General features: G+C 44.9%; 11 protein-coding genes. All 11 read right to left on the reverse strand.

Annotation, left to right across the window (positions count from 1 at the left end):
• Positions 1-23: 23 nt before the first annotated feature.
• The 11 genes from DW640_RS02605 to cysQ all read right to left on the reverse strand — a co-directional run bounded on the left by DW640_RS02605 (position 24) and on the right by cysQ (position 12,326).
• Positions 24-2,075 carry a tetratricopeptide repeat protein gene (locus tag DW640_RS02605; protein ID WP_055230308.1) on the reverse strand — a complete coding sequence of 684 codons (2,052 nt, stop codon included), beginning with the start codon at positions 2,073-2,075 and terminating at the stop codon, positions 24-26.
• Between the two features lie 76 nt (positions 2,076-2,151).
• Positions 2,152-2,706, reverse strand: coding sequence for a peptide deformylase (gene def, locus DW640_RS02610; protein WP_048698459.1), 555 nt, complete (start codon positions 2,704-2,706; stop codon positions 2,152-2,154).
• A gap of 44 nt (positions 2,707-2,750) precedes the next feature.
• Entirely contained in the window at positions 2,751-3,167 is a 417-nt protein-coding gene (gene ruvX / locus DW640_RS02615) for a Holliday junction resolvase RuvX (RefSeq protein ID WP_008766074.1), read from the reverse strand.
• A 76-nt stretch (positions 3,168-3,243) separates the two neighbouring features.
• Positions 3,244-4,389 (reverse strand): OmpA family protein, encoded by a 1,146-nt coding sequence (locus DW640_RS02620; RefSeq protein ID WP_008760698.1) that lies wholly within the window; start codon positions 4,387-4,389, stop codon positions 3,244-3,246.
• Between the two features lie 319 nt (positions 4,390-4,708).
• Positions 4,709-5,677 carry a PCMD domain-containing protein gene (locus tag DW640_RS02625; protein ID WP_032813480.1) on the reverse strand — a complete coding sequence of 323 codons (969 nt, stop codon included), beginning with the start codon at positions 5,675-5,677 and terminating at the stop codon, positions 4,709-4,711.
• Positions 5,678-5,695: 18 nt separating this feature from the next.
• Entirely contained in the window at positions 5,696-6,802 is a 1,107-nt protein-coding gene (locus DW640_RS02630) for a sulfotransferase (protein WP_008760696.1), read from the reverse strand.
• An 85-nt stretch (positions 6,803-6,887) separates the two neighbouring features.
• Complete coding sequence (gene cysN / locus DW640_RS02635) at positions 6,888-8,345, reverse strand: sulfate adenylyltransferase subunit CysN (protein WP_117577228.1); 1,458 nt, start codon at positions 8,343-8,345, stop codon at positions 6,888-6,890.
• 40 nt (positions 8,346-8,385) lie between these two features.
• The gene (gene cysD / locus DW640_RS02640) at positions 8,386-9,306 is read right to left on the reverse strand and encodes a sulfate adenylyltransferase subunit CysD (protein ID WP_255309879.1); all 921 of its coding nucleotides are present in this window, start codon (positions 9,304-9,306) and stop codon (positions 8,386-8,388) included.
• Positions 9,307-9,314: 8 nt separating this feature from the next.
• Positions 9,315-9,920, reverse strand: a complete 606-nt coding sequence (gene cysC, locus DW640_RS02645; RefSeq protein WP_008760693.1) for an adenylyl-sulfate kinase — start codon at positions 9,918-9,920, stop codon at positions 9,315-9,317.
• Positions 9,921-9,936: 16 nt separating this feature from the next.
• On the reverse strand, positions 9,937-11,490 hold the full coding sequence (locus tag DW640_RS02650; protein WP_008766078.1) for an SLC13 family permease: 1,554 nt from the start codon (positions 11,488-11,490) through the stop codon (positions 9,937-9,939).
• Between the two features lie 11 nt (positions 11,491-11,501).
• Positions 11,502-12,326, reverse strand: coding sequence for a 3'(2'),5'-bisphosphate nucleotidase CysQ (gene cysQ, locus DW640_RS02655; RefSeq protein ID WP_008760691.1), 825 nt, complete (start codon positions 12,324-12,326; stop codon positions 11,502-11,504).
• Between the last annotated feature and the right edge of the window lie 161 nt (positions 12,327-12,487).

Below are 12,487 nucleotides of genomic sequence, written 5' to 3' on the forward strand. Positions count from 1 at the left end.
TTCTATTTTTTATCAAAAAAATGTTATTCTGTCTGATCCGTGAAACGCTTGATCACGTTGTAAGCAGAAACAACTCCTAGTTCACCGGCCTTGCTCAAATCTGAGATTCCCGCCTTATTATTACCCAGGAAAATATGCGTAAGTCCCCGGTTGAAATAAGCGTCAGCAAAGTCCGGAGACAGCTGAATCGCCTTATCGTAATCGACAATCGCAGCCCTGTAATCTTTCAGCATAGCCGCCACATTGGCACGGTTATAATAAGCGTAAACGAAATCCGGAGCCAGAGTTATCACCTTATCCAGGTCCTTTCTGACAACTTCATAATCCACCGCACTCACTTCCTTGGCAGCAGCGCCACTCGGCATATCCGCTTCGGCAGCCTGTTCAGCCTTCTGATATTCCAGTTGTTTACAACGAATCAGTGCACGCATGAAATAGGCCGGGAAGAAATCTCCGTCCAGCAATATCGCCTGAGTCAGGTCGGCAACCGCACTGGAGAAATCCTGTACCAGATAAAAGTCAATGGCACGGGCAAAACGCTTCGGAGCACTCTTGTCATCGTCCACAATAGCCGATGTATGCGCATCAATCAGGGCAAAATGGAATTTCACCTGTTCTTCCGTCAGCGGGGCCTCCATATTTGTAATACGGATACGCTTCGGAAGTACATTCGCCAGATTCAGGTCTTCAATAAACTTATGGAAATTCACCGAACGCTTCACTTCGCTCGACTTTTCATAATAAGTCAAGGCAAACATCGGTTCCAGTTTTATGTTCACATTCTTATCCTGTACGCGTCCGCGATAATCACTTGTATAGCGTTGATCCGCTTCAGAATCATCGGCAATCACAATTTTGCGATAGTTGTTCATGTTCTTGTCAGACTTCTTACGAGTTTTTCCTTCCTCGCTTTCGTCACCGTTCTCGCCGCTCTGGTTTTCTTTATCCTTATTCTGATTCTGGGCAACGTCTTTGTTCGTCCCTCCATTCTGCTTGTCAAGCTGAGCCTTCAACAGTTTGAAGTCATCCTGTTCGGCCCCCTTCTTGTCGCCGATCTTCTTGCGGGCTTCCGCACGATGATAATATCCTGCGAGGAAGTTCGGATACTGGTCGATAACTGTCGTATAGTCTTTGATAGCACCCCGGTAATCTCCCGTCTGAGCACGAAGCAACGCACGGTTAAAGATAGCCATCATATTATCAGGTTCCATCTGAATCACAAAATCGAAGTCCTCGATAGCGCGGTTGTCATCCCCGACACGGGCACGAAGCAAACCACGGTTATAATGCCCGATAAAGTTATTGGGATCAATATCCAAAGCCAGGTCATAATCGCTCATAGCACCCCTCAGATTATTCTGATGGAATCTGGCCAAAGCACGGTTTATATAATTGCCCGCGTTCTTCGCACTCAGATGAATCGCACGGTCCAGATCCGATTCCGCTTCTGCATAGTTGGACTGCTGCAAGCGGACAATAGCCCTTGCCGACCATGCGTCCGGATCATACTTATCCAGTTCGAGAGCCGTATTAAAGTCCTTCAGTGCCGCAACCGTATCCTTCTGCTGCAAAGAAACCTCTCCCCTCATCAGATAGGCACGTGTATAGCGCGGAGACACTTTCAGCAAGCTCTCCAAATCCTCCTTGGCTGCGTCATAATCCTTTTTCTGAATATGAGACAAGGTCAGATTGTGCCACAAGGTGATGTTTTCCGGATCATAATGCAATGCTTTCTGATAATCCTCAATCGCCCCGTCGAATTTACTCTGACGAATCCGTGCCAGTCCACGAACCTGATATGCACCTACTACAAACGGATTCCGTTTGATAGCCTCGTCACAATCCGCTTCCGCTCCTTGATAATCCTCCAGGTTCACCTTTGCCAGCGCCCTGAAAAAATAAGGCTCATACAAATATGGCTTCGCATTAATTACCTGGTTGAAATACTGAATAGAAAGCACGTAGTCCTCAAAATACAGCGCATTGCGGGCAATAGTCATCACCCGCTCCGTATTAATCTGAGCACAAACCAGTGTGGGGAACAGCAATAAAACTGTTAGTATTCTTTTAATCATTGATATTTTATGCTTGTAAACGAAACAAAAATAATGCTTTTCGCTTACTTAACAGGGATATAAACGTTTTTTATCTTTATTTCACCTGTTTCATCTTATATGAACTACGCGCTTTTCCTTTCAGCATCGTATTTAATTTTCCTCTTATCATTTGTTTGCGCAACGGCGAAAGGTGGTCGATAAACATCTTTCCGTCCAGATGGTCGAACTCATGCTGCATCACCCTTGCCAGATAGCCTTCCACCACTTCATCATGCTCTACAAAGTTCTCGTCCATGTATTTCACACGGATCTTATCTCCTCTTTTCACAGACTCATGAATGCCGGGCAGACTCAGACAGCCTTCTTCCATACTGACTTCCTCCCCACCCACTTCGATGATATGAGGATTGATATAAGCTTTATTAAAATCCTTAAATTCCGGATAGTCTTCCGAAAGCGGGTCTAATGTAATCGTAACGACACGGATAGGCAAGCCGATCTGTGGAGCAGCCAATCCCACGCCATCGGCGTGCACCATTGTTTCAAACATATTCGCGATCAGCTCTTTCAGGTTCGGATACTCCGGGGTTATGTCCTCTGCCACCTTTCTCAAAACAGGCTGGCCATATACATAAATTGGTAAAATCATACTTTATACTCTACTAAAAAATTAAATTATTCTCTGTCTTATTATTAAAAACGTTTACTCTCCAAATATGTTTGCAGAATAATAGTGGCACTTATCTCATCCACCAATGCTTTGTTTTGCCGGTCTTTCTTTTTCAGTCCGGCTTCCAGCATCGTACGGTGTGCGAGAACAGATGTGAAACGTTCGTCCACATATTCTACAGGAAGTTCCGGGAAACGTTTCTTCAATGAACGAACAAAGGGTTCGATGTTCTTCATATTTTCCGAAGCTTCATTATTCATCTGCTTGGGCAATCCTATAATAATCCGCTCTACCGGTTCTTTTGCCACATACCCACCGATAAAGTTCAGAAGTTCATGCGTGGGTACAGTTGTCAACCCGTTTGCAATCAGTTGCAACGTATCGCTCACAGCTATCCCTGTGCGCTTCCTTCCATAATCTATAGCTACTATTCTGCTCATATGGGGTACAAAAATACAAAAAAGACGCTTCCCGCGAAAGGAAACGTCTCTTTTATTCTATTATTTCAACTGTGGATTATTCTTCCACGATAGCAACACGGCTCAACTTAGCGTCATCGTAGAACATATTGCCTACACCACCCTTGTAATCAACCTTCAGTTGAGAAGCAGGTACACCGAATTCATTCACCATCAGGTCACGTACAGCTTCAGCTCTCTTCTTACTTAACTTCATGTTGTACTCAGCAGAACCAGTACCCTTGTCAGCATATCCTGTAACAGTAAATGTCTTTTCCGGATTAGCTTTGATACCCTTAGCCATTGCTTCGATGTTCATGTACTCTCTCTTGCTGATGTTGCTCTTACCAATGTTGAATACAACAACCAGACGTGGAACGAATCCACCTTCTTTCTTAACGATTACTTCCGGCTTCTTGTTGCGTGCTTCAACCAAGTCACGTTTCAGAGATTCGTTTTCACCCTTCAGAGAGTTCAGTCTGTTTCTCATGTCGTCCAACTGGCTTTCCGGTACCATCGGTACAGTAGGAACAGCGTTGAATCCGCGTTTTTTGAACTTGTAAGTTACACCTACAGTTACACCGGCCATACCTTCTTTAGAAGTTCCGCCGAATGCATCCTTCATCAAAAGGCCACGCAATTCAAGGTTGATATCCCAAGCATCCGATACACGGAAGCGGTTGATCAAACCGGCATTGATACCTAAGTTTTGTTGATGAGGTTCTGACCAAGAAAGAGCCACACCTGCACCTACATAAGGAATGAATGAATAAAGACGATCCTCGTTGTAACCGCAGAACATGTTAGAAAGGTTGAAGAGAACATCACCATGGAAGTTAGCCATGTTCCATTTCTGCTTGTAGTAACCGTTAGAATACTTGCCACCTTTTGTATACAAGTCATTAGCACTAGGAGCAGCTCCCTTAGCTTGAAGACCGTTGTATGCGACACGCAATCCGATACCCGGAGTAAACCATTTACCTACGGCAATATCAAGTGCCGGAGCAATGCGTTTTCCGAAATCCGCTTTACCGTCGTTGTCGCCAAAGTACATTTGACCACCAACGCCACCACTAATGAACCAATTGGCCCCAAAACGATTAGTCTCTACAGTGTAGGCTTTACCTTCTGTTTTTCCTTTTTCCTGAGCAGACAGGCACACAGAAGCCCCTACCATTAAAATAAACAATAAACCCTTTTTCATCTCAATTTATTTTAGTAAATAATATAATGCAGTTTGTGTTACGCTATAACCACAACTCTACAGGCTCTAAATCTTAAACAAAGAGATATAAATCTCTACCCTTTTTCTTTAAATTTAGTGCAAATATAGATATTTATTGTAATACACACAAAAAAACTCGTAAAAAAACATTTCTTCGTGATATTTATATGGGATGATAAAAGTGTTGGATAGCCTACAAAGGGTATAGCCAACATTTTTGAAAGAAAAATAAAAGCAAAAAAAATAACCAATGATATCGATTATCATTGGTTATCCCTTATTTTTTCCGCTACCTTAATTAATATACCAGTTTTACATTATCAATCCACAATGAATTTCCGGGTGAACCGACGTAAGCTCCGCCATGACTGGATGTGAACTGGAGATACAGATGAGTCGGCTCATCATTTTCATCCCCCCATGCCACTTCGTGGATAGGCACGCTTTCACCTTTGCTGTTGACTGTATAGTTCTCAGTCACCTGCAGACGCATCATGTGAGGTTTATATTCGGGACGGCTGGTAATGTCTCCATACATAATTTCATACGTGGCATTATTCTTCCAGTCGGTAGAGTGATAGTAATAAGTCACCAACGTTCCGATACGCTTGGCATAAACATTTCCGTTGGCATCCTCCCAGCGTTTCTGCAAAAATAAAATAGCAGCCGGATAATCCTTGCCTGCTACATCTGTAATTTTACTGAAACCGGTAGCACGTATACGTTTTTCCCTGTCGGACATCTTCACTTTATAGTCAAACTGAAGGGCAACCGGCTTCTTGGTAAACGGAATCCCCGTCTGAAGCATCTTCTGCGGGTTTTTGGTACCCTTGATCGGTTCGTGCACAGATCCCGTAAAGATAGAGCCGGCAGCCAATACGGTTATATTGACAAGCCCCAGTACCTTCACACTCTCCATACGCGTATCCAGGCGTGCACAGTAACCGTCTCCCCGTTTCTCCGGAAAAACCGACGTATTTGTCTTGGTAATACCTGCCACTTTCGCCATCACATTCGAAGTCGCCCACGGTGAGCCACCCATATTCTTATACACCTGATCTCCCTTAATTACAGTCGTCGGACCAATCTCATACACATTCTTCGTATTCCCTCCGATAATCCCCGACTCTTTTATCTGGCGGTCCACCCATTGGTCCATATCCCCGAAGGGGACCATCTCCACTTTATGCTGCGCCATCAAAGACAAGGAAGAAAAAAATGCAACGAAGCCTGTCAGAAACAGGCGATGAACCATTTTCTTAATCATCAATACTTATCCTTTCTTTTATAAATTATAGTTCCATTGTTTCAAAGCAAAATCCCAGTTTTCCTCTACCAATCGAATCGTCCGGTCATCATATTTATACTTATTCTTCTTATATCCCTTCTTGCCGCCGACATATTTTTCGATATCTCCTTGTGCTTCGGCGAAGCCGGGGATAGAAAGTGACTTATAAATATTCTCCGTCATTCCCATCGCATCCGCTTCAAAGTCTTCAAACTTCACTTCGATCAGATTGCCTTCCGGAATGAATTTCTTATCCGATTCATACTTATGATACAGCTTTGCATAAATAGAAAGGATATTCTCCTCCAATTGTTCATTGCTGACATCCTCCAGTTTCAGAGGCTGGATTGTATTTGTAAAGAAACTGCGTGTAGATTCAAATACCGTATACGGATTACGCATCAGGTAGATAAACTTGGCGTTCGGGAACATTTTCACCAATTCTTTCACCCTGCCCGTATGAGGAGGGTTCTTGCTGAGGAATTGCGTACCCTTGGTGTTCCACAAAGAAATCTTGATCAATTTCGTGAATACCTCTTCAAACACTTTCAGTTCTTTGTCCGTGATATCATCAAACAGCAGATACTTGTCCGCATATTCCTGTTGATATTTCGGCAGGAACCAGAAATTATAATAGGTATACGGCATCATGTTCGACAATGCAAACTCTTCCTCCTGCGGAAGATCCACTGCCAGCTCCATATTATCCGTCGGACGCTTGTCCGGCATCAGCCAGCTCATATTCTTCTTGAAGAAAGGCTGTCCCCACATCATCAGATGCGGGAATACGGTCTGATAAGTTGTGTTATACCCAAAATGCTTGTCGCAGGAGAACACGTTATGTACAAAAGTAGTTCCACTCCGCCAGTGTCCCAGAATGAATACCGGATCATGTTCCAGCGGCTGATTGGCCAACAACTTTTCGTAGCGTTTATCCTGCAATGCAGCCAACGGAGAAAGCAGGCGGCACACCGCTTTCGTCAACCGGTACTTGCCTTTATAAGCAGCATCAATATCACGGCCGGCAGTGATTGCCTTAAACGTTTTCCAGTCGGCACCTACCAACGTATTAATCGGAAGTTTATTAAATTCAAGTAATCCCACTTTAATTGAAAATTGAAAATTGAAAATGGAGAATTAAAACGGTAGATGACCGTCATTTCTGGTTTTCAATTCATTGTTTAACAATCTATTTTATTAATTTCACTGCAATCCCCTGGCGTTCCAGTTCCTTCACAGCTTTTTCTATGGCAGCGTGATGTTCCGGAGCGATGTCCAGTTTCGACAAATCCAGTACGGGGATGTCGTCCGTGGCAGCCATATCTTTCATTTCCACCCGGTCGATAATCATACCTACGGCAGAGGTATTATTCGTAATCGGATCGATCAGGATAAAAGAACCGCAAGATTTATTCTTTTTATAAGGATCGAAGAAAAGCTCCTTGGCAGTAGTCAGCACAACGCGGGCGATCTGATTGAGCTGCAATGGCAAATTGTCCTTTGTCAGTTGTCCATTGTCAATGGAAAGATGCTCCATCGTGTTGACATCCACTTTATATTTGATCGCGTCGATGCGGGTACGGCTCAAATTGGTAGTCTGCTTGATAAAGAACGATTTATTGATGTCCATCGGTTCTTCATCCATCCATACCATCATCGCTTCGAAGTTGCGGTCAACGATCGGCAAGTTGTCCGGATGCACCAGCATTTCACCACGGGATACGTCGATTTCGTCTTCCAGTGTCAGTGTAACCGACTGCGGCGGGAAAGCGTAATCCAGTTCGCCGTCGTATGTCACGATACTCTTCACCTTGGAAGTCTTTCCGGAAGGCAATGCCATCACTGTATCTCCCTTGCGGACAATACCCGATGCCACTTTACCGCAGAAACCACGGAAGTCAAGGTTCGGGCGCAACACATACTGCACAGGGAAACGGAAATCCGTGAAGTTATGATCATTATCGATATGAACCGTTTCGAGGAAGTCCAGCAAAGAGATTCCTTTATACCATGGTGTGCGTTCGGACTTATCCACAACGTTGTCACCGTCCAAAGCAGAAAGAGGAATACAGTTCACATCCGGAATACCCAGCGGTTCTACGAATTTCTTGTATTCCGATACAATCTCGTTGAACCGTTCCTCGGAGAAGTCCACCAGGTCCATCTTATTGACCGCCAGCACCACGTGCTTGATGCCCAGCAGAGATACCAGGAAAGTATGACGACGGGTCTGGGTAATCACACCCGTACGGGCGTCTACCAAGATAATTGCCAGATTGGCCGTAGAGCCACCGGTAATCATATTACGTGTATACTGTTCGTGTCCCGGAGTATCCGCAATGATAAACTTACGGCCATTGGTAGAGAAGTAGCGGTAAGCCACATCAATCGTAATCCCCTGCTCACGCTCCGCTTTCAATCCATCGAGCAACAAAGCATAGTCTATATGTTCGCCTGCATTACCTACACGCTTACTGTCACGTTCCAATGCATCCAGCTGATCTTCGTACAGTTTCTTACTGTCAAACAACAGACGTCCGATCAAAGTCGATTTTCCGTCATCCACCGAACCGGCAGTCAACAGTCTCAGCAAGTCTTTCTGTTCGTCTTTATCCAGAAAGGCCTTTATATCCAGCTTATTATCCATTTCCAACTTTTAGTTTTTTTAATCATTCATTTTTAATTGCTTAAAAATACCCTTCACGTTTCTTCTGCTCCATGCTGCCTTCCTGGTCAAAGTCGATCACACGGGTAGTACGTTCGCTCTTGGTAGTCGTCATCATCTCTTCCACGATCTCTTCGATGGTAGCCGCACCGCTCTCTACTGCGCCCGTCAACGGCCAGCAGCCCAGAGTACGGAAACGCACCATCTTCATTTCGATCTGATCACGATATTTTTCCGGCAGACGGTCGTCATCCGCCATGATGATATTACCATCCAGATTGATCACAGGACGTTCCTTGGCATAATACAGCGGAACGATCGGAATATTCTCCAGACGGATATACTGCCAGATATCCAGCTCCGTCCAGTTGCTGATCGGGAACACACGGATACTCTCACCTTTGTGTACACGGGCGTTGTAGATATCCCACAATTCAGGACGCTGGTTCTTCGGGTCCCACTGGTGGAATTTATCACGGAAAGAGAAGATACGCTCCTTGGCACGTGACTTTTCTTCATCCCGGCGCGCGCCGCCGAATGCAGCGTCAAATTTATATTTATCCAGCGCATGCAGCAATGCCTGAGTCTTCATCAGGTCCGTATGTACCTTGCTTCCATGCGTGAAAGGTCCTACCCCTGCATGAAACGCTTCCATATTACTTTCCACAATCAGGTTCCAGCCATGTTTCTTGGCATATTCGTCGCGGAACTGGATCATTTCCTTAAACTTCCACTTCGAATCGATATGCATCAACGGGAAGGGAACTTTTCCCGGATAAAACGCTTTTTCAGCCAAGCGCACCATCACCGAAGAATCTTTTCCGATGCTGTACAGCATCACCGGATTCTCAAATTCCGCCGCCACCTCGCGGATGATATGAATTGACTCGGCTTCGAGTTCTTTCAAATGGCTCAGTTTATATTCTTCCATCTTTTTTGAAATTTCTTCATTTATTTCTTTTCTATTTTCGGCAACACCATCTCCAACAGGCGGTTGACCGACTCTTCCAGACTCAGCTTCGAAGTATCCAATGACAAGGCCGGATGTTCGGGCACTTCAAACGGTGCGGAAATTCCGGTGAAATTCTGAATTTCTCCCTTGCGCGCTTTGGCGTACAGTCCTTTCACATCCCGCTTTTCACACTCTTCCAGCGGGGTGCTTACGAAAACTTCCAGGAAATCATCTTTTCCGATAATATTCGCTGCCATTTCACGGATATCATTATTGGGACTGATAAATGCCGCAATCGTAATGATGCCGCTGTCCAGAAACAACTTGGATACTTCGGCGATACGACGGATATTCTCTACACGGTCAGTTTCGGAGAAGCCCAGATTATTGTTGATACCGCTGCGGATATTGTCTCCATCCAGAATACGGCAAAGCAGTCCGCGCTTATGGAGTTCACGTTCCAATGCAATCGCAATCGTACTTTTACCTGATCCGCTCAGACCTGTAAACCAGATCATCACGCTATGCTGTCCCAGAAGTTCTTCTTTGTCCTCCCGCGTCATCATGCGGTCAAAAATCGGATATATATGATTTTTTTCTTCCATTTATAGAATATGTTTATTAAAAGTTCCAGATCAACGGGATCAGGATCACAGAGATTAAGAAAGTGATGATATTGAGCGGCAGACCGATACGGACAAAATCCGTAAACTTATAGTTGCCGATACCTTGCACAATCAAATTAGTCTGATAACCGATCGGTGTGGAAAAGCTGGCAGACGCAGCCATACAGATCACGACAAAGAAAGGTGTCGGACTTACGCCCAACTGCGCCGAGATGGACAGTGCCAACGGAAATGCCAGAGCCGCAGCCGCATTGTTCGTGATCAGTTCCGTAAACAAATTCGTGATGACAAACAATATAGCAAGTAATACATGCGGTCCGTAATCGTCACTCAAACCGATGATAAATCCTGCCACACAATCGGCCACACCGGAGTTCACCATAGCCTTGCTGATGGCAAATGCGCAGGCAATCGTAATCAGAATATCCCACGAAATATATTTGGTATACTTACGGGCGGGGAAAATATTGGTCCACGCCATGATAATAGTAGTAATGCAGACAAAGAAAAACATATCCAGCTTGATATCGGGAAACATCTCTTTGGTTGCCGGCAGTTCGCCCACCGTAGCACCGACAATCATCAGTACCAGCAAGATTAGCGCCAACCAGCGCTTCTTCTTTCCCGAAGTATCCGGATCATTGCCGTTGGTAAGCAGCACGAATACCGAAGATTCTCCCCAAGTCGGGATAAACGTATCATCCGCCATCACCACAAGCGTATCACCCTCACGGAGCACTACATCCTCCAGATGATCGACATAGCGCTGACCGTTACGTGTTTTGATCTCTTTCACTTCCGCACCATAGTGACGCTGGAAATTGAAATCACTCAGTTTCTTGTTGATACCGGGGAAACGGGCTCCCAATACAGCTTCTACACGATGCAGCTTCTCTCCTTCCTCCACTTCTTCATCGGGTACAGCCGTATCCGGACGTGCATCGGGCAAGAGCCGTTTGGAGAAAATGAAAAGATATATGATACCGGCAATGGCAATAAAGATGCCGACCTTTCCCAGTTCGAACATGGTGAAGCCTTCATAGCCGGCTTCCAGAATCATACCATGCACTACCAGATTGGTAGAAGTGCCGATCAGCGTACAGATACCGCCGAGGATAGTCACATAAGAAAGGGGAATCAGGAACTTGGTGGCCGGAAGTTTTACCGATTTCGCCCAATGCTTGATGATCGGGGCAAAGATGACTACCACCGGAGTATTATTCAGAAAGGCAGAAATGAATGCAACAGACGGCAGGATACGCAGCTGCGCTTTAAACACCGTCGTCTTCCCCTGCGGAAGCAGTTTCTTGATCACTTGCCCTAATGTACCCGACTGACGGATACCTTCACTAACCAGGAATAACAAGGCGACGGTAATCATTCCTTTATTACTGAAACCTTCAAGCATTTCCTTCGGAGTCAGAATGCCGACGCACAGAAATAAAACCACTACCGAAAAGAGCACCATGCCCGGCCGCATCTTATCCGCGATCAGGGCAGCCATCATTCCTAATAAGGATAATAGTACAAATACAATTTCAAATGTCATATAAACATTAATTAGCGTTCTCTTTTTGCTTCAACGATAAACCACGGATTCAGCAGATCCTCTTTGTTATATCGCAAAGGTTCCTCCTTCCCTGCCTGATATACTTCCATCCCTGCGGCACGGGCTATCGCATGTCCGGCAGCCGTATCCCATTCCATCGTCGGAGCAAAACGCGGATAGACATCCGCCTTTCCTTCGGCAACCAGACAGATTTTAATAGAACTTCCGCTTGATATCAGTTCCACATTGCCGTGTTTCTTTTTTAAGTCTGCAATATATGTTTCAGTTTCAGGCGTCAGGTGTGAACGGGAAGCGACAGCAATAAAATGGTCGCGCGCATCCGCCAATGGCATCCGTTTCGATTTCTCAATCATCTGCTGTAAGGTCACTCCCTCGTCTTCCAGACCGACAATGCCGGAACACTTATAGGCACCTGTCCCCTCCACTGCAAAATAAAGTTCTTTTTTTACAGGCACGTAAATAACACCCATTACAGGTACAGCGTTCTGCACCAAAGCTATATTTACCGTAAATTCTCCGTTACGCTTGATGAACTCCTTCGTTCCGTCCAGCGGGTCTACAATCCATAAAGTATCCCAGCCTCGCCGCACTGCATAGTCCATATGCTTTCCTTCTTCACTAAGAACCGGAAAAGGAGTTTCATTCAAAATGGCCACAATCGCCTCGTGGGCTTTCCTGTCTGCTATCGTTAAGGGAGAGTTATCCGCCTTCCTCTCTATTTCAAAATCCGACTTCGGATCTTCATAGATAGAAAGGATTTTTTCACCCGCTTTCAACGCTGCATCGATAGCAGCCATTACATATTTCTGTTTCATAATGACAAAAGTAAAAACTTTATTTACGAAAAAAGTTTCCCACCTGCTATTTATAACTTCTTTTAGTAGAATGATAAAAATTTCTAAAAAACGAATTTACAATGTGTAACAAAAAAGCAGTAACTTCCCAGTTACCGCCTTCTTATTTCGGGAAAACAGGT

Source organism: Bacteroides sp. AM23-12 (assembly GCF_003434395.1).
GTDB classification, from domain to species: Bacteria; Bacteroidota; Bacteroidia; order Bacteroidales; family Bacteroidaceae; genus Bacteroides; species Bacteroides thetaiotaomicron.

Bases quoted from the DNA above. Each gene is read 5' to 3' on its own strand.
- DW640_RS02605 (WP_055230308.1), bottom strand. From the start codon at position 2,075: ATGATTAAAAGAATACTAACAGTTTTATTGCTGTTCCCCACACTGGTT.
- def (WP_048698459.1), bottom strand. From the start codon at position 2,706: ATGATTTTACCAATTTATGTATATGGCCAGCCTGTTTTGAGAAAGGTG.
- ruvX (WP_008766074.1), bottom strand. From the start codon at position 3,167: ATGAGCAGAATAGTAGCTATAGATTATGGAAGGAAGCGCACAGGGATA.
- DW640_RS02620 (WP_008760698.1), bottom strand. From the start codon at position 4,389: ATGAAAAAGGGTTTATTGTTTATTTTAATGGTAGGGGCTTCTGTGTGC.
- DW640_RS02625 (WP_032813480.1), bottom strand. From the start codon at position 5,677: ATGATTAAGAAAATGGTTCATCGCCTGTTTCTGACAGGCTTCGTTGCA.
- cysN (WP_117577228.1), bottom strand. From the start codon at position 8,345: ATGGATAATAAGCTGGATATAAAGGCCTTTCTGGATAAAGACGAACAG.
- cysC (WP_008760693.1), bottom strand. From the start codon at position 9,920: ATGGAAGAAAAAAATCATATATATCCGATTTTTGACCGCATGATGACG.
- DW640_RS02650 (WP_008766078.1), bottom strand. From the start codon at position 11,490: ATGACATTTGAAATTGTATTTGTACTATTATCCTTATTAGGAATGATG.
- cysQ (WP_008760691.1), bottom strand. From the start codon at position 12,326: ATGAAACAGAAATATGTAATGGCTGCTATCGATGCAGCGTTGAAAGCG.